The organism is Pediococcus damnosus (genome assembly GCF_001611155.1).
GTDB lineage: Bacteria > Bacillota > Bacilli > Lactobacillales > Lactobacillaceae > Pediococcus > Pediococcus damnosus.
Genome location: NZ_CP012294.1, coordinates 1,473,866 through 1,495,013 on the forward strand (window position 1 = coordinate 1,473,866; position 21,148 = coordinate 1,495,013).

Consider the following 21,148-nt stretch of genomic DNA (forward strand, 5'->3'; position numbering starts at 1 on the left):
CGAAAGCGAGAGGGTTTAAATATGAAAGTTGGATTTATTGGGGTTGGAAACATGGCAAAGGCGATTATTACAGGAATGGTTAGGGCAGGATTCTCTGGCGAAGATATCTTGGTACATAGTGGTCATCTGGAGCACTACGAGGGTTTTGCAAAACAGAACCAGTTAGTAATTGAAACTAGTAATGCAATGGTTGCTCAAAAGGCTGACGTTGTGGTGCTAGCAGTTCAACCAATGATTGCAGAAAAAGTGCTAGGTGAAATCAAAGATGCCTTGCAAAGTGACGGAAAACTATTGGCTTCAGTAGTTTCCGGATTAGACATTGCCCACATACAGACGATTATTGGTGAACGACCGGTTTTACGCGTGATGCCTAATGTAAACGTTGAAATTGGTGAAGGGATGACTGGTCTTGCAGCTAGTGGACAGCTTAATCTGAATTTAGCACCATTTAAAAATGGTAAAAAAGTTTTTGAACTGGTCGGTAAAGTAATGGAAATTTCTGAGGATGATTTCAGTACATTTGGTGCCATCGCTGGTAGTGCGCCCGCATATGCCTATTTTTTCATTGATGCGTTATCACGAGCAGGCGTTAAATATGGGTTGAATAAGCAGGCTGCTACTGAAATTGCTGCCCAAGTGGTTAACGGTAGTGCCAAGATGGTTCTTGAATCTGACGAAAACCCGGCAGCCTTGATTGATAAAGTGTCTTCACCTGGTGGTACCACAGTGGCAGGCTTTTTGGCGATGGAGGAGGCCGGATTTATGACTGCCGTTGTAAAGGGAATTGATGCAACAATTGGCAAAGAAAAAGAAGAATAGAATATTTTACGAGAACTGAAAACCCCCTTAGAAATTTGATTGTAAATTTCTAAGCCTTGTGGTGATAAGTCAAGTATGTAAAAAACTTTGTTTTTATTATTAATTAGTTCTTGAGAGTATACCTTCCCCAGCCCACTAAAACAGTTAATTTAGCGGGTTAAGAAGGGACTCAGTATCGTAAACTCGAAGGCTATACCACTTTGGGTGGTATATAAAATTGATGGTTTCTAAGCAAGACTTCCACCAATCTCACAAGCTTTCGTGCCGTCAAGACAATAGCTCGACGATGACGATACTTGGGTACCTCTTCATATTTTTTGTGGTAATAGCGTTGGTAAGTAATATCATAACGTCTTATCGAATTGGCAGCTTCAACTAGATAATAACGAAGATATTGATTACCCTTACGAGTTCGTGGCGTAGCTTGACGAACACTCGTACCTGATTCATGTGGTAACCAAGCCAGACCTGCATACTTGGCAATATGGCTTTCATCCGGAAAACGTTCAATTTGACCAATTTCTGCCACAATACCGGGAACACTAGTTAAACAATTGATATCTGTGTTTTGAGTAGATATCTGTGTAATTGTTTTATCCAAAACTTGGATTTGTTTTTTTAACATCCGAATTTCATTAGCATAGACCGCTAAGATTTCATCAACAGAATCTGTTACGACTTTTGATAGACGATAAGAAGAACGAGTTGCTTTCTTAATGGCTTTAGCAACGGCTTCGGCATCACCAAATTTACCGTGGGCTAACTGTTGAAGATGTGTCACTAATTCATCAAGAGGTAGCGCCGCTGCCTCGTCCAAGGTTAACTCTTCATCAGTAATTAGGGTCATCATAGCTGAGCCAAAAACTGAGGTGGGTAACTCTCGTTCTAAAGTATTACAACGATAATAGAGGTTGTTCAAAAAATGATTTTTTGAATCGGTCATTTGTTTAACCAAGTGATAGCGTTCACGGGTTAAACGTTGCAGCGCAACATAATTTTCTTGGCGAGCAACAGGGGTTCCAAGTGGTTCTACACGCAATAAATCGGCTAATTGCTTGGCATCAATTGCATCAGTTTTACCGTCATTAAAGAGCTGACTAAAGTGATGTGATGTGTAGGGATTAATGGTAATTACCGATAAGCCTAAGGCTTGTAACTCGCTATCTTCGGCCAAAAAAGTCATTGGATGAAAGTTATAAACAGAAGTAGCTTCCATACCAGCTGTGATTTTTTCATAATGATGCGTTTGAGTTTCGGTTAGGACCGTCTGTTTGATCTTAATGGCGCCATTGAGATCATTAGTAGTTTCACCTTGAAAACAACAACGTTGATCCGAATCTAAAGCACAAAAGTCTAATTTATTTTTACCAACATCAATACCTAAATATAAATTCATAGGATAAGGACCTCCTTTCATTGTGAATTAATTGGATAAGCTTAGGTGCTGCGTGATGTTCCCTAATTCCAATTCTAACGGGCATCCTCGCAATATAAGTAGACTAGATTAAGTGATTCAGCTGCGTGTCACGCGAGTGAACACGAATCACTCTAATCGCTACAGCTTGTGGTTTGCGGTGTTTCGAATTGTCTGGGCGGCACGCTTAAAACGTAGATAAACTACAAGGGGAGAAAGCCTATACCAGTTGGACCTAAATCCAATGAACAATTAGAGAATATCACGCAGCATCTAAGTAGTGAATAGTAAGAAACAAAGTTTCAAAATATATAATACGAGGGGATTGGGATATGAAGAATAAGTGGAAAAAGCTAGGCACGGCGACACTTTTATTATCAATTACATTGGCAGGTTGTGGAACAGCCAAGAGTTCAGAATCTAAAGAACAAAGTTTTAGCGTTATGGAGCAGTCGGATTTACTATCGATTGATAGCTCTAAGTCCATTGATTTAACCTCCTTCAACATGATTAATAACAGTCAAGAAGGATTGTATCGAGTTGCCAAGGGAAACAAGGTAGTTGCAGGATTGGCAGAAAAGGTTGTTAAACCTACCAACAATGGGAAAACGTACACGTTTAAATTGCGTAAAGGTTTGAAATGGAGTAATGGGGATGCTTTAACCGCCAAAGATTTTGTTTATTCATGGCGGCGAACGGTTAATCCAGATACGAAGGCTGGGTATGCCTATATCATGGATAATGTGAAAAATGCGACGGCAATTAATGCTGGGAAGATGAAGCCAAGCAAGTTGGGGATCAAGGCTTTAGATAAACGAACTGTCCAGGTCACTCTAACGCAAGCAACACCATACTTTAAGTATCTGATGGCGTTTGGAACGTTTTTCCCACAGGATCAAAAAGCAGTTGAAAAGTATGGCTCAAAGTACGGAACTGCCAGCAAATACATGGTTTACAGTGGTCCGTTTAAGATGGAAGGTTGGAGTGGCACCAATATGAGTTGGAAGTTAGTTAAGAACGATAAATATTGGGATAAGAAGAACGTGGCCTTAAGTAAAATTCCAGTAAAAGTTGTGAAGGATCCTAATACAGCCTTGAACCTTTATCAAGGGGGCAAATTGGATGATGCCTTACTATCCGGTGAGCAAGCTACGCAAGAGAAGAATAATAAGGCCTTCGTGAAGTATTCGGAAGGGCAAACTGCTTATCTTGCCATGAACTTCAAGAAGGGTAAATCGACAGCTAATGTGAATGCGCGGAAGGCAATCTCCTTAGTTATCAATCGAAAGACGTTAACCTCTAAAGTTTTGGCAGATGGTTCTACACCAGCAACCGGATTTATGCCAGCTAACTTTGTTAAAAATCCAAAAACTGGCACAGATTTCACTAAAGATGCCAGCAACTCAGAAGCCGTTGAATATAATGTTGCTAAAGCTAAAGCGTACTGGAAGACAGCCCTTAAGGAAACCGGCAAAACTAAGATGAACTTTACCTTGGTGGTTAGTGATGATGATTTCCAGAAGAAAGTTGCTGAATCTGTTCAAAGTGCTGTTGAACAGAATTTGCCCGGGGCCACAGTTACGCTGCGGTCATTGCCTACCAAGGGTGCTCAAAGTGCAGAGCTTAGTGGCAATTTCGATATGGCCGTTGTCCGCTGGATCGGTGATTACACGGATCCCCTGACATTCGCTCAATTGGAAACCACAGGGAATACGTATAACTATGGAAGCTTCTCTAACAAGACTTATGATAGTTTGGTAGCTGCCACAAATGGTAAGGATTCTAATAACGAACAGAAACGCTACGAAGATTTTGTTAAAGCTGAGAAACTTTTGATGGACCAAGAAGCCGTTGTGCCACTTTATCAAGCGGTCCAAACGCAATTGGTAAATCAAAAAGTTAAAGGCGTTGTGTTCCATCCAACTGGTGCCCCTTATGATTATAAATGGGTGCACGTTGAAAAATAGGTAGCAAAAAAGAGCTAATCCCGTGAGGTTAGCTCTTTTAGTTTGAACAATTTTTAGAGGTTCTTATCCATATTAAATGTTAATTTTGAAAGGGTTAGCCCTTCTGTTAACAAGTGGTAGAACAAGGACATGGTGCGTTTCTTCATTGCGGCAACTGTTTCGTGGTTAGCATTTGTCAAATACTCAGTGAGTTTTTCACCAGAATAGTTGGCTGCTTTTTTGTCAGTAGCGGCTACCAAACCACGTAATTGTTCTTGAGAAGCCGTGATATAGTCGGTATCTTCTTGAACAAACTTGTTGTAATGACCTTCCACAACTGAGGAAAGGGCCCGATACATCCAATAAGCATCGTCCAAGTTCATAGTTTCTGAAGTGTCACTGTAGCTTGGGTCCGTGTCTGTTGCGTTATTGTAGAACGGTACGTAAGGACAAAAAGCTGGGACACCAAAGTTTAACCAGAAAATCGCAGAGAGTTCTTCAGGCACATTGTTGCGAATCTGCAAAACATGTGAGTTTTGAGTCCGGTTCATGGAGATTGGTCGGAACTTCAAGCGATCTTTGTCATCAGCATGGCCAAATGGATCGTAAGGAGTTTCGTTGTAGTGGGAGCTCAAAATGTAACTCACATCTTCAACAGAAATCTTGTGTTCTGTATGGCAGATAAAAGGTAATTCAGGAGATTGAGGATCTTGTTCGATCTCTGGATTCAAGTAATGTTGACCAAACCAAACACGTGGGGTGTTGTAGTGGCGGTCTTTTTCATTTGAAGTACCGAAAATATGACGGAAGTTCCAGCCAGTTTTATCAGGATTTAAATGATTAGTTTCAACGAATTTTTGAATATTTTCTGACCACATAAAGTTGTCAGGATCATTGAAATCAATTTGCTGAATGGCAACTTGATTAGCTGCAACAGCGTAGGCATCATCAGGGATGCGTTGGGCAACCCATTGATGACCAGTGACAATTTCCATGTACCAAACATCGTGTTTGTCACTGAAAATGACCCCGTTACCTTCAGGAGAACCATATTTGGCAATTAATTTACCTAAATAAGCAACGCCGTCTTTGGCAGAGTTAATATATGGTAAAACCATGGTTGGCATGCTGTCTTCAGCTAAGCCATCAACAACAAAAGGATCGTAAGCTAATGATTTAGGATTACCGTAAACACTTTCGGTTGCACTCATAGCGACATTTTTTTCATTAAAGCCACTTTCGTCATAGATCCCATCTTTATCAGGGTTGATATTAGGTACGGCACTGTGACGATAGCCATTGCTTGGTAATTTGGCAGTGAAGCCATTCTGTGATGAAGTAATGGTTTCATTGACATCGTGTTCTGCGGGATGCATATAGAAACGATGAGGTGCGACTGGCAAAAATGTGTCATCATTGCGGGCAATCATTGTTGATCCGTCAATGGAAGCATTTTTACCGACTAAAACAGTTGTACAAGCTTTTTCAATCAATGTAAAAACTCCCTTTATATATATTTGATAAACCCATTCTACCCCAAATTAAAAAAGACTTCATGAGTGACAAGTTAAAGAGCTGTGTGGAGAATGATGGCTTACATTAAAGCGGTACCATTACGATTGGATTTTTGAATAAATAGAGAATTGATTATAAGTTTCAGGTAGGCAAGGAAGAATAATATGAAAAATGGTAAAATTAGTCATAAAAGTGGGAAAGGAGTTGTTTTTTGTGAATGTTCAACGTGCAAATAGCTTTTTCATTAGTAGCATTGTCTTCTCACTAGTTATATCTTCTATTTTTCCAAGCACATGGGTTAAAATCCTTTTAACGATATTTGTAGTATTAGCTCTAATCAATACGCTGTGGGTGGATCAAAAGAAAAAGAAATAAATTGATTTTGTTTAATCTTGAATATGTAAAGTTTATAAATATGGGGGAAAATATCAATGTCAGAATATTTTAAAGGATTGTTCAAAAGAACACCAAAGGAATGGGCAATTATATTAGGAACAGGAATCGTGTTGGCCCTTTTGGAGGTTTTTGTTTTTTCAAAAAGTACTGTCTTGCCATTCGTTCTTTTCATTCTCTGGTGCTTGCTCATAGATTATATTGATGCTCGGGGCAAAAAAAGCAAAGAAAAATAATGCCTGATGATTTTAAGTAAATTGCTATCAAGCATAAGGACAAAATTCATTACCATAGGCAGGTTTTTAAGGCAGGTTTTTAAAAATGGAAAAAGTGCAAAAAGCGTTAATTAATCTTCTCAATATGGGATTACAAGATGATAATGTATCAGATGACTGGAATTATGATGTTGAAGAAGATGGACATCTTCATATTTTCGTGGCCAAGGTAACTACTGCGTTCTTTATTTTAAGTTTAATAGGTAATATGGCTGTAGAATTCACTGTCTCGTACTCTTATGATCCCGATGATATGGAACATGTTCTGCAAAATGTTTCTAAAGATGAACCTATTGAGATAGATATCAGTGCAATTCCGAAAAAGGTCATGGCATTCTATAAACGATGTTAGTAAGGATAGTTTTTCGCAAATTGTCAGAATCACTTTTAGTTGCTTTGTGTGCTATTTTATATGAAGATAAATACAGAAATGGAGTGATCGATAATGTTATTTTCACAATTAGTATTAGGATACGGCGGTTTAACGCATATTCCGTTTCCCCGAACCACAGCTAAAATTTTGGCACTTTTGATCATTGTCATTGGTGGCTATCTTTATAAGTGGTGGCAGAATCGCTGATGAGTTCGATGAAAATTACGCTAAAAGAGTTATACACAATTATGAATACGCATATGGGTCCACAGGTTTGGCTGCAGGATGGAACTGATTGGGCTGAATCACCCTGGGAAGTCATATATGGGGCAATTCTGGTTCAAAATACCAATTGGAAAAATGTGGCGCCCAGTTTGCTTAAACTGAAAAAGGCAACCAATTTTGATCCGAAACGGGTAGAGAACCTTTCATTAGAAGAGCTGACTGATCTGATTCGAACCAGTGGGTTTTATACACGAAAAACGCAAACCATTTACAATGTTTGTCACTGGCTAGAAAAATATCAGTTTGAACTTCCTAAAATCAAGTCTGAACCCCAGACTAAATTACGCCATGAATTAGTCAGTTTAAAGGGAATTGGCAATGAAACGGCCGATTATATTTTAATGTATGTGTTCGACAAACCTAGTTTCATGGTAGATGCTTATTCTCGCCGTTTATTTGGCTGGCTTGGCTGTCAATTACCTAGTCAGTATTTACAGGCGCAAACCTTGATTGAATCTCAGTTGGACTTTAATTTATCTGAATGGCAGAATTTTCATGCGTTAATTGTAAATTATGGAAAAGATGTCAAAAAGCCAGCTGACTTTGAATTAAGTTTTCTGGGAGAATATGCCGGTCAGCTTAAACTTACCTAAAGGTTGAAAGTACACAAACGACTTCAGTTACTGCTATTAAATGGTTTGCTCCACCGAAATTAAGTTAATTGCCGTTCTGCGGCTCACTTGGCCTGGAACGGGGTGGGCACGATTTGAAGCCAAGCAGGTCACTTGTCTTCAAATAGCTCGATGACCACGTCCATAACAACTTTTGTGCTAAATATAATTAGTTTTAATACCTGATTCAGTCTGGAAGCAAATGGGCCCAGTAGTGTCGTTTATCTTAACGATTTTCGTTTAGATAAAGGCCGAGCTTAGAGACGCGTTTTTCGGCTCTAAGTCGTGCCCACTACGTTCCGGCCCAGATTTGCTGGAAGACGGTATTTTAATCTAATTTTGTTATCATGAACGTTTTTGTATCAAGCAATTGGATGCAATTTTGTACTTTCAACCTTTAGAAGCTTACTTAGAAATTAATAGCTGGTAGGGCGCAAGTAAGCGACTTTTTAAAATGATCCTTGAGACTTCTGCGGGGGTTTCGGGATCTTTTTTTTGTAGCCAATAATAGATAATATTTAGTAAACTTTGTAAAACAATTTCGTGTGCATAATCTTCTGGCAATTCTTTGGTGGAAATGCTGCTTACTGCGAATAGTTCTTTGTCGACTAGTTCTTTAATTGCGTCCAAAAAAAGAGGATCACCTTTGGATGAAGTAAGGGCCCGAATGGATTCTCGTTGCGCATATACATAATCCAGTGACTGCAAAATATAGCGATAAGGAGAATTTAGAATTTCAACTAGTTGTTTGGAAGAATGCTCACCAGTATTGTGCGTTTTAGTTATGTCAGTTGCCATCCGCTGTTTAATATTTTGAAGAAGATTACGTTCAATTTTATTAAGTAAATCATATTTATCAACATAGTGAATATAAAAAGTTCCTCGGCCAATCTGTGCTTCACGGGTAATATCAGTAATTCTGATGTTATTGAATCCCATTTCTGTCACAAGCTTGATGAAGGCTTTTTGAATGCTTGCTTCAGTTTGTTGATTACGAATATCTGTTTTCATAGCTCCTCCTAATTTTATGAACACTCTGTTCAAAAATGACCATTGAATTTCATGGTTACAGGCCCTATTATAGAGAACGTTATAAAAATAATCAACACGGTGTTCATGAAAAAGAGGAAAGTAATATGATCAAAGCAGAATGGAAATACATCAAAACACACTCATTTGTCATGATTGTGCTAGCGGTATTAATTTTGATACCATCGTTGTATGGCGTGATCTTTTTGAGTTCTATGTGGGATCCATATGGAAAGATTAAAGATTTACCGGTAGCCGTGGTTAATGAGGATCAGCCAGTAAATTATCAAAATAATAAATTGGCCGTTGGAAAACAGTTAAAATCAAATCTTGAAAAATCTAATGCACTAGATTTTCATTTTCCAAGTAAAAAGAATGCCGAAAAGGGCCTTCATAGTGGCAAGTATTATATGGTAATGACCATTCCCCATGGCTTTTCTAAAAATGCTACCACGTTGCTAAATAATTCGCCGAAGAAAATGAAGCTTAATTATGAAACGAGTGCCGGGCATAGTTTTATTGCCGCGAAGTTTTCTGAATCGGCTGCTAAATCAATGCAAGATACCGTTTCTAATAAGGTAACAAAGATTTACGCCCAAACGATGTTCCAGGAAGTTGGACAAATGGGTACGGGAATGGGTAAAGCAGCAAAAGGAAGTAAGAAGCTTACCCAAGGTGCCGAAAAGCTGGCAACTGCTGATGGCGAGATTAGTGGTAATTTACAAAAGTTAGCGAGCAGTACCTTGACCTTCCAAAGTGGTGCTCAGAAGGTATCTCAAGGAATCGGCCAATATGTAGGCGGCGTTTCAGAAGTAAATACTAATGAACAAAAAGTAAATAATGGTATTCAACAACTTAGTACTTCGGTGGCTCCCCTAGCGACTGGGGTGACGAAACTTGATAATGGTGCGCAAACCGTGAATACGGGAGTTGGCCAATATACAGGAGCTGTAAGTCAGTTAAATACTGGGGCCACTTCACTGACAGGTGGGCTACAAACTGCAAGTAATGGTGTGGACTCTTTATCAAGCGCAACCGGGAAATTAGCTAACGGTGAAAACCAGATAAATAGTGCCACAGGTGAATTGCAGAGTGGTAGTGCTGAAATTACGGCCAATTTGAACAAATTAAGTTCTGGAATTTCTGGTCAGAACACCAACTTAAATGAAGTTAAATCTGGTTTAACCCAGCTTAAGGGCCAAATGAATAAGTTAAGTGGCCAGACAACTAGTGCAAGTTCACAGGCAGCAATGACGCAAGTTAAACAACAGATGGCAACTTTGCAAAGCGACGTTTCATCTATGGATAAATCACAAACACAGTCGAGCAGTAATAATAATGTTCAACAAAAAGTTGCGGCTGCTGCCGATGCCCAACATTTAACTGCCGCCCAGAAGAAGGCCGTTGTTGATGCTGCTGCAGGAAGTAATGCGACAAGTAATAATAGTAGCTCAACTGCGAAATTATCAAAAGATCTCCAAGGCTTGTCAACTGAGTTAAATACTTTGAGCACGCAACAGAGCAGTTTGAAAGGAATTAAATCACAAGTTAGCTCCGTTGATCAGGTGTCTGACGGCGCAATTGCTGCGATCAATAGTTTCCAGAAGGTTGGCACACAAGTCGGGGCTCTTGGAACGGCGTCACAAAAAGTTACGAACGGCTTAGATAAAGTTTCAACGAATTCACAGAAAATTAATTCAGGCTTAAATGAAGTTCAAAATAAATTGCCAGAATTAAATAGCGGCTTAACGCAACTGACAAACGGCTCAGACAAACTTTCAAATGGATTGAACCAGTTGAATAGTAAGAGTGGTACGTTAAGTTCAGGAACAAGTCAACTTGCTAATGGCATGGCAAGTATGGATGCTAAAATACCAACGTTGACCAACGGGGTTACTACTTTGAGCAAGGGCAGTAACCAACTTGCTAGTGGCACGGCAACCTTGGCTTCAAAAGGTGGCCAATTACAAAGTGGGATGAATCAGTTAGGTTCAGGTGCTTCCCAAATTAGTAGTGGTGCTGGGAAGCTCGCCACTGGATCCAAACAGCTTGGAACTGGCATTAATTCCGTGAAAAATGGGAATAATAAGTTAACTGGTTCATTACAGTCGGCAAGCGATAAGGTTAGTGACATAAAACCTAATCAAAAGACGTATAATCAGTTTGCCAAACCAGTTTCAGCGCATCATAAGGATCATGATAAGGTTCCAAATAACGGAACTGGGATGGCTCCTTACATGATGACCGTTGCTTTGTTCGTCGGCGCTTTGACATTGAATCTAATGTACGATACTTACACACCACGGAGATTCCCTCGTTCTGGAACTTCTTGGTGGGCAAGTAAGATGAGTGTGCTGGGGGTTGCTTCAGTACTTGAATCAACTTTAATGTATGTCCTCCTTTTGGTAGTCGATCATATGGCACCACTTCAAGCAACTAAGACATACGGTGTATTGCTCCTAATTGGATTGGCATTTGTGGCGTTAGTCACGTGGGCCAACCTGTTCTTTGGAAGGATTGGGGCGTTCTTCACGCTGATATTCTTGATTCTGCAACTGAGCGGTTCAGCGGGGACCTATCCAATTCAACTTTCAAATGGATTCTTTGAAGCAATTCATCCTTATCTACCAATGACTTATGCGATTCATGCACTACGAGAAACGCTAATGATTGGTGGTAGCGTTCGAAATGATGTCCTTGTCTTGTTGGGAATTGCCATTGTGTTTAATATTTTGATTATTTGGTTCTTCTCTATTAGACGGGGACGTTTAAAGACGATCGATTTCGATGATCCAAAACAAGTTGCGGGGACGCAAAGTAAATTAGCTGCAAAAATGGCAGAACAAGAAGACTGATTTTTGCATAAAATGCTGAATAAAAGCATTGATAGTGATTAAAAGCCATCATTAATGCTTTTTTTGTGCATAAATAATTAAAAACTCCTTGACTTAGAAACCTAACGTGGTAATATACAGATATTGAATATTTATTCTATTTAATCGGCAAAACATGAATATTAATACTACGGGGAGTAATAAATATGAAAAAACAAATTTTAGCAATGGGAGCCATTTTATTTTCAGAAATTTTATTCGCGGGATGTTCTTCCACCAAAGCAAGTAACAACACAGAAGCGATGAACGTGACGTTGGCTGGCAATCCAGCCACTGCTGATCCAAATAAAGGCGGCGATACGAATAGTGGCAGCCTCTTTGCACAAACAGATGAAGGATTGTATAAATTAGACAAAAATAACAAGGTGGTTGCGGGAGCGGCCACTAAAGTTGTGAAGCCAACTAATGGTGGAAAGACTTACACATTTACAATTAAAAAGAACGCCAAATGGTCAAACGGTAAAGCAATTACGGCCCAAGACTTTGCCACTTCTTTCCAACGACAGGTTAATCCAAGTACAAAATCACAAGTGGCCAATTTATTGACCTATGTGAAAAATTATCAGGCTGTTCAAGACGGTAAAGTGAAACCTTCTGCTTTGGGTGTCAAGGCCTTAAATAACCATACCTTACAGATTCAATTATCAAAACCAGAACCTTATTTAAAAACAGTCTTGGCGACATCTTTATACCCAGTTAACAGTGCCTATGTTCAAAAATATGGGGCTAATTATGGCAGTTCATCCAGCAAGGTTGTTTCTAGTGGGGCGTACAAACTAGTGGGCTGGAACGGTACTAAAGATACTTGGACATATGTGAAGAATCCTTATTATTGGAATGCTAAACAAGTTAAGTTAAGTAAAGTTGATGTTCAAGTTGTGAAAGACGATACAACGGGAACTAACCTATTTAAGGGTAACAAGGTTCAAGAAACAGCAATTTCCGGTCAAACCGTTAGCCAGTTTTCTAATTCAAGTAATTTAAATACGCATCTCATTTCACGAATGGCCTTTTTGGAATTTAACTACAAGAAATCAGCAACTAGCAACGAAAACCTTTCTAAAGCAATTAGTTTGATTTTAGATCGGAAAACGATGACTTCTAAAGTTTTAGCTGACGGTTCCGTACCGGCTCTTAACATGGTACCAAAGGGTGATGCAACGGATACTGCGAATGGCAAAGATTTTGCTGGCGAAGTTGGTAATTCACTTTCATATAATGTGAAGGATGCTCAAAAAGATTGGAAATTAGCTCAGAAACAATTGGGTAAGAAGAAGTTGACGTTAACCATGTTAGTGGATAATACCACCACTGATAAACAGGTCGGACAATATATTCAGGGACAGGCTCAAAAGTATTTAAAGGGTCTCGCAATTGATGTCAAAGCGATGCCCCATGCCCAACATATTGGCGTGGCTTCTAACGGTGGTTATGATATTAACTTGGATGGTTGGACAGGTGATAACCAAGATCCAGAAGAATTCCTGCAATTGGGGAATGGCGAAGATCCAGTTAACTTTACCAAGTGGAGTGATAAACACTACACCAAATTGATGAATGAAATTGATGATACAAATAATCACACAACTAGCGAACGGTGGACATTAATGCAAGAGGCAGACAAGTATTTGATGGCTAAACAAGGAATTGTGCCTCTTTATCAAAGTACTGCCAGCCACTTAGTTAGTAAAGATGTTCAAGGGCTGACGTACTCTAACCAGAGTGGTGATGCTTTGTATCAATACGCTTCAATCAAATAAATAAAACGAGGACAATAATATGACAGATAACGAAAAAATTAGTATCTTACAAAACTTGATTCAGATTCCATCCGTAAATGATCACGAAGAAAAAGTGGCAGACTACATTATTTCACTGTTTGAACCCTATTCAGATAAAGTTCAAATTAAAAAAGTGCCATTTGCAACTGGCCGAACAAATCTAGTGATTACGATGGGAAACCCCAGCGGAAAACATTTAGGCTTTTCTGGGCATATGGATGTGGTTGACCCTGGAAATCTTGATCATTGGGAACATGATCCCTTTGCTGGCGTTGTGGATGAAAAGGCCGACAAGTTGTTTGGCCGTGGTGCTTCTGATATGAAGAGCGGACTGGCAGCCGCCATCATTATCATGTTGGAAATGTTAGAAAGTGGAACTTCAATTGAAGGTCAAATTAAGTTGTTAGCCACCGTTGGCGAGGAAACCGGTGAATATGGCGCGCATGTTTTGACTCAGCAGGGTTATGCTGATGATTTGGATGGGTTAATTATTACAGAACCTCATATGGACGGCATTATCACGAGTTGCAAAGGGGTAATTGACTATCAAGTAACTTCAGTTGGGGTACCTGCTCACAGTTCTCGTCCAGATGAGGGTGTAAACGCCATTGACAATTTGATGCAGTTTTATCTGGCCGCTCAAAAGCTGATGAGTCAACATACTGAAGTAAATGCAAAACTCGGAAAGATGACGCATAGCATTGATATTATTGAGGGTGGCAAACAGGTTAATAGTGTGCCGGATTATGCAATGCTCAAAGGTAATATTCGTTCAATTCCAGAATATTCAAATGAGCAAATTTTCACCGACCTTCAGCAAGTTGTGGATGACTTAAATGCAAGTGATCCAAAAATGAAATTGGCAATTAAATTTATTTATCCAGAGGTGCCAATTGTCAATGGTGAGAATTCGCTAACCAAACTAGCCCAGAAGGTCAGCGGTAAGTATTTTGATAAAATTCTTCCTGTTGAAAGTTCATCAGGTGCCAATGATGGTTCGGAATTTGTTCAAGCAAAAAAAGATTTCCCAATTATCTTAGTTGGACCTGGAAATGGTTCTTCTCACGGTTATGATGAATATGTGGATATTTCTCAGTATCTAACCAGCATTGCCTACCTAAAGGATGTGGCTAGCCAGTTTGTTGGGGTATTGGCCTCTGTCTAAATTTAGATTCAGAGAACGTTTAGAAAAATAAATTCTAGACGTTTTTTTGTTGACTTTTTAGAACGTATGTTCGTATAATGAGGTGAAGAGGTGAAGAGGTGAAGAGGTGAAGAGGTGAAGAGGTGAAGAGGTGAAGAGGTGAGGACGATGAATTATGATCGAGAACCACATGGTTTGTTTTTTATGATTGATAATAAATCATTTTATGCCAGTGTTGAATCTGTCACCCGTGACGAAGATCCGTTGAAATCTGTTTTGGTTGTGATGTCAGAAGAAGACAACACCAATGGCGGTCTTATCTTAGCGGCCTCACCGCGGGCCAAAGAAATATTTGGAATTACCAATGTGTCACGTTGCCGAGATTTGCCGCAAGATGATCGCATAACAGTGGTGCCACCACGTATGAATTTGTACATAAAAAAGAATTTAGCAATCAATAAAATTTTTCTCCAGTTTGTGGCTGACGAAGACTGTTATCCATATTCAATTGATGAATCTATTTTGGATATGTCGAAGTCTTGGCGGTTATTTGGTCGGACTCCCTTAGAAGTAGCTAAACGAATTCAAACGGCGGTTCACGATAAATTAGGATTATGGACGACGGTTGGAATTGGTGAAAATCCAGTGCAGGCTAAGTTGGCCTTAGATTTGATTGCCAAACACGATGATGATCGGATGGGGGCCTTAACTTATGAGACTTTTCCAGAAAAAATATGGCCAATTACAGATTTGCAGTCTGTTTGGAGTATTGGTCGGCGAACGGCGGCACATCTAGAACGGGTTGGGATTCATAGTATGGATGATCTTGCCCATTCGAACCCGTATCAGTTGAAAGCCGAGTTTGGCATTATCGGGACGCAGCTTTTGGCATTAGCGTGGGGGATTGATCGTAGTCAGTTATCAAATTTGATTAAGCCGAGTGATAAAAGTTGGGGAAATTCCCAAGTTTTGGCTAGAGATTATGTCGTACAACGCGAAATTGAAACAGTCATCAAAGAAATTGGAAATCAAGTTGCTTCACGCATGCGGCATCACCATCAACAAGCTGGGTGTGTGAGTTTGATGATTGGATTTTCATATGTCAGTGCCGAGACTAGTGGTAAGAGTGGGTTTGCGCATTCTATGCGAATTGAGGTTACAGAAAGTTCGGATCAGATTAATCAATATTTAATTTACCTTTTCCGAAAAACATGGGATGGCGAGGGAATCCGTAACATTGCCGTTTCCCTTTCACACTTATCTTCAAATGAGGGATTGCAATTAAATTTGTTTATGAATCCTCATACGCAAATTAAGCATGATCTCATGACCCGAGTTTTGGATAAGGTCCATGATCAATTTGGGACTACGGCGCTTGTCCCGGCCAGTAGTTTATTGCATGGGGCAACGATGCTAGGCAGAGCATCCTTAGTGGGTGGTCATAATGGAGGAAATAGTTTTGATTGAAACCAGTGAACAAGCAGCCAAGTTAATTTTAGAAAGATTACAGAAAGATTTTTTACGGAAGTCACGCACAATTTATCAAATGTTAGTGGTTCGTGACCATTTTAGTCAGACGTTTAACTTTTTTCTGGAGATTAAGCCCAAGAATCAACGAGAAAAATCGATCCCTTTACACACCATCGAAAATTATGATTTAGCGTATTTAGAGAGTGTGATTCGTAATCTCCAAAAGAAAACTCAAATTACCATGCAGTTTAAAGGATTTCATGAATTAGTTTGGCCGGAAAGCCAGAATCGGATTTCAAAGGGATGATTTAATGATCATTAAACGGGTCGATGAATCTGTCACGGAACGATTTTTCAAAAATGATTATCATGATCGGGGTATGCTGAAATGGGGTGGATTTTTCCTATCGGATCATACCAGCGCCATTAAAAAAATGAAACAAGCTGAAGTTCCAGAAAAGCAACTTCCAGAACAATCACTCGAAAAAATTAGTCAGCGATTACAACAAGCATGGATTAATAAGCATTTCATACATATCCAGTTAAAATCTCTGTTAGACGGTGAAAAAGTGGATTCGTTGACAGGAACGGTAAGTGGTTATTATGAAGAAGAGATCATTCTGGCTGATTCTGAAGGTGAGTTACAAGCAGTAAAGCTTGAAGATATCCGAAATGTGCATGAACAAACTGGTTCGGTGGATTGGAAAAACTTAAATTCAAAGACATAAAAAAGTCCTTATCTGTTTTGAAAAGATAAGGACTTTATAGATTGTTTGGAGTTTTAACTGACCAACGTAAAGTTAATTGCTGTTCCAGCCCGAATTTGCTGGAAGACGGGATCTAAACTATTAACATTTTTATATTAAGTAGCTGCTTGAAATCCTGTACTTTCAACTTTTAGTTATTTATTACCAACGACGCGTAAACTTAACAACTGCTTCACAACGAGCTGTTTGCGGGAACATATCGATTGATTGAATGTAATCGATAATGTAGTCAGTGGTCAATTTAGTTAGGTCTCGGGCCAAGGTAGATGGGTTGCAAGAGATGTACACGAAGCGTTCTGGTTTGGCAGCAAGAATGGTTTCAATGAGCTTATCGTCTAGGCCGGTCCGTGGTGGATCAACAATCAATGCATCCGGATGAAAACCAGCCGCCATCCATTGTGAAACAAGGTCTTCAGCACGACCGACCTCATACGTAGCATTAGTGATGCCATTTAATTTGGCGTTCTCGTTGGCATCTTCAACGGATTCTGGAATGATGTCCATACCACGAACTTCTTTAACCTGGTCAGCCAAGGAGAGGCCAATGGTGCCGACTCCAGAATAGGCATCAACTAAGTTTTCATCGGAAGAAAGATCCAATGCTTTGCGAGCTTCTGCATATAATTTGGAAGTTTGAGAAGGATTCAACTGGTAAAAGGCCCGTGCGGATAAATTGAAGGTCAATCCATCTAATTTATCTTGAATAAACGTCTTACCGGCTAAACAAGTTGTGTCATCTCCCCAAACAAGGGAGGTTTTGCCTTTATTGACGTTTTGCATATAAGAAACAATTTCAAGAAAATCTTTTTGAAGTTCAGCAATCATTTCACGTTTATGGGGAAGCTTGGTAGAGTTGGTAATGAAAACCAACTGAGCTTCATTAGTTGCAACTGCCACCCGCACAACGATTGTTTTAACGATTCCGGAACCATGTTCTTCGTCGTAAATTGGCACGTCAAGTTCATCCAACAGGGCAACGACGCGACGCATAATTTTCATTGTGAGGGGATGTTGCACACTGCACGTTGGTAAATCAACGAGGTCATGACTCCCTTCCTTATAGAGGCCAGCAGCAACCTTACCATCTAATTTACGAATCTGGAATTGAGCCTTATTCCGATATTCATAGGGATTATCCATACCGATTGTTGGTAAAAGTTTGTAGTATTGATGACCGGCAGGACGGTACTTTTCAAGGGCCTGGCGAACAACATCACGCTTGAATTCCAGCTGAGCCGGATAGGCGAGGTGTTCTAATTCAAAACCACCCACTTCGTCAGCGTAGGCATCGCGTGGTTCCACCCGATTTTTACTTTTTTCACGAATGGTATGCAATTCAGCTGTCATATATCGAGGATGGACGGTAGTTACCGTTGCAGTCACAACTTCATCAGGCAAAGCTCCTTTGACAAAACAAATGGTGTGCTTGAAATAACCAATTCCTTCACCGTTAATGCCGAGGCGTTTGATAGTTAAAGGAATGCGTTGGCCAATTTCGATCGTGTCTTGCACAGAGGTCTTGGGCTGGTTCGATTTATGATAATTTTTTTTAAATTGTGGTTTGTAATTTTTGTTGTCGTTCATTGGAATTCCTTTCTGAATTAGAGTGAATAGCATGTGTAAAGCTATTCAACGCGCTTGACGGACTGACCATTATAATCTTGATAGTATAATTCTGAAACATCATAACTTTTAAAAATCTGTAACAGATCAAAGAAATCATCAACGACTTGCGATTGTTTAATTTCATAAGGATTCTTCCAGAAAACGTCGCCCTCGCTAGAAGCTTTCAGGGTTCCTTTGAATTGGTTGGTTCTAAATAGAAATACGATGTAACGAACATGGGGATCAGCCATAAACTGTTTGACCCCGATTAATTGTGGATTCTGAATTTCAAGGTGTGTTTCTTCATAAACCTCACGAATTGCGGATTCTACAAAGGATTCACCAGAGTTAACGTGGCCACCAGGAAACGTAATACCAGCCCAATTTTGATTGCGGCGGTCTTCAAGAAGCACTTTTTTCGAAGCGGGATCTTCAACCATGACAAGGGTTGTTAAAATCGTTTTTTCTGGCAAATGGACTTGTGACATGGGTATTATTCCTCCAACAATGATTTCATCCTCTATCATACCAGAAATTAGGGTTAAAAATTTATTTTTACAAAGCTCGATCGCTGTAATTTGGCGAAAAAGTGCGTATGATAATGGTGTAAAGATTAGGAGATGAACTAGTTGAAAAAAATTGGATTTATAGGAACTGGTGTGATGGGGACCGGAATTATTAAAAATATGCTGAAGGCTGGTTATTCGGTAACGGTATTTAATCGGACCAAAGCTCATGCCGATCCAGTCGTTGAAGCCGGCGCAACTTGGGCAGATTCTGCAAAAGCTGTCACCGAAGTTAGTGAGATTGTCTTCACAATGGTTGGTTTCCCGCCGGATGTTGAAGAGGTTTATTTTGGAAAAACCGGCATTTTTGCTGGCACTAAATCAGGGCAGATCGTGGTCGATATGACGACCAGTACCCCAACTTTAGCCAAGAAAATTAGTAAATATGGAACGGATAAGGGAACTCAAGTTCTCGATGCTCCTGTTTCAGGTGGTGATATTGGCGCCGCAAAGGGCACACTAACAATTATGGTTGGCGGAAATAAGGCTGCTTACGATAGTTTACAACCAATTTTTGATGTGATTGGCCAACAGACAAACTACTTTGGCGAAGCTGGAGCCGGACAGAACGCTAAGATGGCTAATCAAATCATGATTGCCGGCACAATGACCGGGATGAGTGAAATGTTAGTTTATGCTAATGCCGCTGGACTTGATTTACCAAAGGTTCTGCAAACTCTTGAAAGTGGTGGTGCTGATAATTGGAGTATGGAAAATTATGCACCTCGAATTCTTAAAAATGATTATACGCCAGGCTTTTTTGCAAAACATTTCTTGAAAGATCTACGTATTGCGTTAAATGAAGCTGATCGGATGCATATTAGTTTACCCGCGACAGATGCGGCCCGTAATTTGTATGCGCGGTTAGTCGATGAAAAACATTTAGGCAATGATGGTACTCAAGCACTTGTAAAACTTTGGTGGACAACCGGAAAATTACCAGATTGATTTGTTTTTTAAAGCTAAACTAGGTTACACTGAGTTCTGAAGTTAAATTCGGAGCAGGAGTCATATAAATGAAAACTAATCAAGTCTCAAAGGGTCGGAAGCTCTGGTTAACCTTTTTTCTTGGATTAATCAGTGCAACCGGTCCTTTATCGTTAGATATGTATTTACCAGCGTTACCAACTATGCAAGCAGCATTTCACACAAGTACCTCAGTTATTCAATTAAGTATTACTTTTTGTTTGATTGGGCTTGCTGTGGGGCAATTAATTGTGGGCCCGTTAAGTGATAAATTTGGGCGAAAAGTGCCACTTGCCATTGGTTTCGCGTTGTTTGCTTTAACCTCAGTTCTGATCATGCTAGTCCATTCGATTACCCTGTTCCTTGTGCTGCGGTTTATTCAAGGGCTGGCAGGATCAGCTGGGCAGGTTCTTTCACGGGCGGTGGCTCGCGATTTGTTTTCAGGCAAAGAATTAATCAAGTTTTTTTCTATCTTAATGGGTGTGAACGGCATCTTTCCAATCATTTCACCTATCATCGGCGGATTCTTATTGAACTTCATGAGTTGGCGTGGAATTTTTGGGTTCTTAACAGTGATTGGCGTTTTAGTCGTGTTCGGCATTTGGCTGACGTTAGATGAAACCTTGCCCCAAAGCTCACGAAGTACACAAGGCGTTCTTCAGAGCTTTAGATCATTAGGATCCGTGTTCAAACAAAGAGAATTTATCTTAATCGCACTCATTCAAGGGCTCGTTTTTGGCGCTTTATTTAGTTATATTTCGGCTTCATCGTTTGTTTTTCAGAATTTCTTTCGCTTAACTGCCCAACAATTTAGCTTACTATACGCCCTGAATGGACTAGGCATCATCATTGGTAATAATATTCCGGCCTACTTGACCAACAAACTTTCTGGTCGGCAAGTATTAAGCTTGGCGTTAATTTTGGGATCGGTATCCGGGGTAATTATGGTCGGTAGTTTATTGTTAACCCCGAATATTTTGTTGGTGGCTGTCCCATTGTTTGTGGTGGTAATCTGTATTGGCATAGTTAATACGATTGCGACCTCGATTGCAATGAGCAGTCAAAGCACTAACACTGGGAGTGCTTCGGCAGTTTTAGGCCTTTTAATGAACATTGTGGGTGGTATATTTACGCCGTTAGCTGGCGCACTTGGCAATCGTAGTTATGCACCAATGGCCGTTTTGATCTTAATTAGTGAGTTAGGAGCGCTAGGATTATTTGGCATTCTAACAAAACTCGAGGGAAAAAAACAAAACCAGTAATTATGGCCTTTGTGAACTTAATTTTAACTTCAA

At 39.9% G+C, this 21,148-nt stretch carries 19 protein-coding genes; 14 read left to right on the plus strand and 5 right to left on the minus strand.

What is annotated here, in order from left to right:
* Positions 1-21 precede the first annotated feature (21 nt).
* A complete protein-coding gene (proC, locus tag ADU73_RS06865) occupies positions 22-819 on the plus strand; it encodes a pyrroline-5-carboxylate reductase (protein WP_046872056.1) in 798 nt (265 codons plus the stop codon).
* 190 nt (positions 820-1,009) lie between these two features.
* Here proC and ADU73_RS06870 read toward each other — a convergent pair whose 3' ends face one another.
* Positions 1,010-2,215 carry an IS110 family RNA-guided transposase gene (locus ADU73_RS06870; protein WP_062913321.1) on the minus strand — a complete coding sequence of 402 codons (1,206 nt, stop codon included), beginning with the start codon at positions 2,213-2,215 and terminating at the stop codon, positions 1,010-1,012.
* A 350-nt stretch (positions 2,216-2,565) separates the two neighbouring features.
* On the opposite strand from ADU73_RS06870, the gene ADU73_RS06875 reads away from it, so the two are divergent.
* A complete protein-coding gene (locus ADU73_RS06875; RefSeq protein WP_062913322.1) occupies positions 2,566-4,200 on the plus strand; it encodes a peptide ABC transporter substrate-binding protein in 1,635 nt (544 codons plus the stop codon).
* A 53-nt stretch (positions 4,201-4,253) separates the two neighbouring features.
* Here the strand turns inward: ADU73_RS06875 and ADU73_RS06880 are convergent, their stop codons facing one another.
* Positions 4,254-5,672, minus strand: a complete 1,419-nt coding sequence (locus tag ADU73_RS06880) for a C69 family dipeptidase (protein ID WP_046871890.1) — start codon at positions 5,670-5,672, stop codon at positions 4,254-4,256.
* A gap of 453 nt (positions 5,673-6,125) precedes the next feature.
* On the opposite strand from ADU73_RS06880, the gene ADU73_RS06890 reads away from it, so the two are divergent.
* The 4 genes from ADU73_RS06890 (at position 6,126) to ADU73_RS06900 (ending at position 7,613) form a co-directional block, all read left to right on the plus strand.
* Positions 6,126-6,323 carry a hypothetical protein gene (locus tag ADU73_RS06890; protein ID WP_046871888.1) on the plus strand — a complete coding sequence of 66 codons (198 nt, stop codon included), beginning with the start codon at positions 6,126-6,128 and terminating at the stop codon, positions 6,321-6,323.
* 85 nt (positions 6,324-6,408) lie between these two features.
* Entirely contained in the window at positions 6,409-6,714 is a 306-nt protein-coding gene (locus tag ADU73_RS06895; protein WP_046871887.1) for a hypothetical protein, read from the plus strand.
* A 93-nt stretch (positions 6,715-6,807) separates the two neighbouring features.
* Positions 6,808-6,942 carry a hypothetical protein gene (locus ADU73_RS10665; protein ID WP_257722202.1) on the plus strand — a complete coding sequence of 45 codons (135 nt, stop codon included), beginning with the start codon at positions 6,808-6,810 and terminating at the stop codon, positions 6,940-6,942.
* A gap of 8 nt (positions 6,943-6,950) precedes the next feature.
* The gene (locus ADU73_RS06900; RefSeq protein WP_371861580.1) at positions 6,951-7,613 is read left to right on the plus strand and encodes an endonuclease III domain-containing protein; all 663 of its coding nucleotides are present in this window, start codon (positions 6,951-6,953) and stop codon (positions 7,611-7,613) included.
* A gap of 423 nt (positions 7,614-8,036) precedes the next feature.
* Here ADU73_RS06900 and ADU73_RS06905 read toward each other — a convergent pair whose 3' ends face one another.
* The gene (locus ADU73_RS06905; protein ID WP_046871886.1) at positions 8,037-8,642 is read right to left on the minus strand and encodes a TetR/AcrR family transcriptional regulator C-terminal domain-containing protein; all 606 of its coding nucleotides are present in this window, start codon (positions 8,640-8,642) and stop codon (positions 8,037-8,039) included.
* A 125-nt stretch (positions 8,643-8,767) separates the two neighbouring features.
* Between ADU73_RS06905 and ADU73_RS06910 the strand changes: the two genes are divergently transcribed.
* From ADU73_RS06910 to ADU73_RS06935, 6 genes are all read left to right on the plus strand, one after another.
* A complete protein-coding gene (locus ADU73_RS06910; protein ID WP_062904007.1) occupies positions 8,768-11,515 on the plus strand; it encodes a YhgE/Pip domain-containing protein in 2,748 nt (915 codons plus the stop codon).
* Positions 11,516-11,700: 185 nt separating this feature from the next.
* Positions 11,701-13,314, plus strand: coding sequence for a peptide ABC transporter substrate-binding protein (locus ADU73_RS06915; RefSeq protein WP_062913323.1), 1,614 nt, complete (start codon positions 11,701-11,703; stop codon positions 13,312-13,314).
* A gap of 19 nt (positions 13,315-13,333) precedes the next feature.
* The gene (locus tag ADU73_RS06920) at positions 13,334-14,500 is read left to right on the plus strand and encodes an ArgE/DapE family deacylase (RefSeq protein WP_046871660.1); all 1,167 of its coding nucleotides are present in this window, start codon (positions 13,334-13,336) and stop codon (positions 14,498-14,500) included.
* 147 nt (positions 14,501-14,647) lie between these two features.
* Entirely contained in the window at positions 14,648-15,946 is a 1,299-nt protein-coding gene (locus ADU73_RS06925; protein ID WP_046871661.1) for a Y-family DNA polymerase, read from the plus strand.
* Positions 15,939-16,256 (plus strand): hypothetical protein, encoded by a 318-nt coding sequence (locus ADU73_RS06930; protein ID WP_052694514.1) that lies wholly within the window; start codon positions 15,939-15,941, stop codon positions 16,254-16,256. Before ADU73_RS06925 ends, ADU73_RS06930 begins: the two co-directional genes overlap by 8 nt.
* 4 nt (positions 16,257-16,260) lie before the next feature.
* Positions 16,261-16,677, plus strand: a complete 417-nt coding sequence (locus ADU73_RS06935; protein ID WP_046871663.1) for a YolD-like family protein — start codon at positions 16,261-16,263, stop codon at positions 16,675-16,677.
* Between the two features lie 180 nt (positions 16,678-16,857).
* Here ADU73_RS06935 and rlmD read toward each other — a convergent pair whose 3' ends face one another.
* Entirely contained in the window at positions 16,858-18,300 is a 1,443-nt protein-coding gene (gene rlmD, locus ADU73_RS06940) for a 23S rRNA (uracil(1939)-C(5))-methyltransferase RlmD (protein ID WP_046871664.1), read from the minus strand.
* 41 nt (positions 18,301-18,341) lie between these two features.
* Complete coding sequence (locus ADU73_RS06945) at positions 18,342-18,809, minus strand: 8-oxo-dGTP diphosphatase (protein WP_046871665.1); 468 nt, start codon at positions 18,807-18,809, stop codon at positions 18,342-18,344.
* 141 nt (positions 18,810-18,950) lie between these two features.
* Between ADU73_RS06945 and ADU73_RS06950 the strand changes: the two genes are divergently transcribed.
* Both ADU73_RS06950 and ADU73_RS06955 read left to right on the plus strand, forming a co-directional pair.
* Positions 18,951-19,835, plus strand: coding sequence for an NAD(P)-dependent oxidoreductase (locus ADU73_RS06950; protein ID WP_080945535.1), 885 nt, complete (start codon positions 18,951-18,953; stop codon positions 19,833-19,835).
* A 68-nt stretch (positions 19,836-19,903) separates the two neighbouring features.
* Positions 19,904-21,115, plus strand: coding sequence for a multidrug effflux MFS transporter (locus ADU73_RS06955; protein ID WP_046871666.1), 1,212 nt, complete (start codon positions 19,904-19,906; stop codon positions 21,113-21,115).
* The last annotated feature ends 33 nt before the right edge of the window (positions 21,116-21,148 follow it).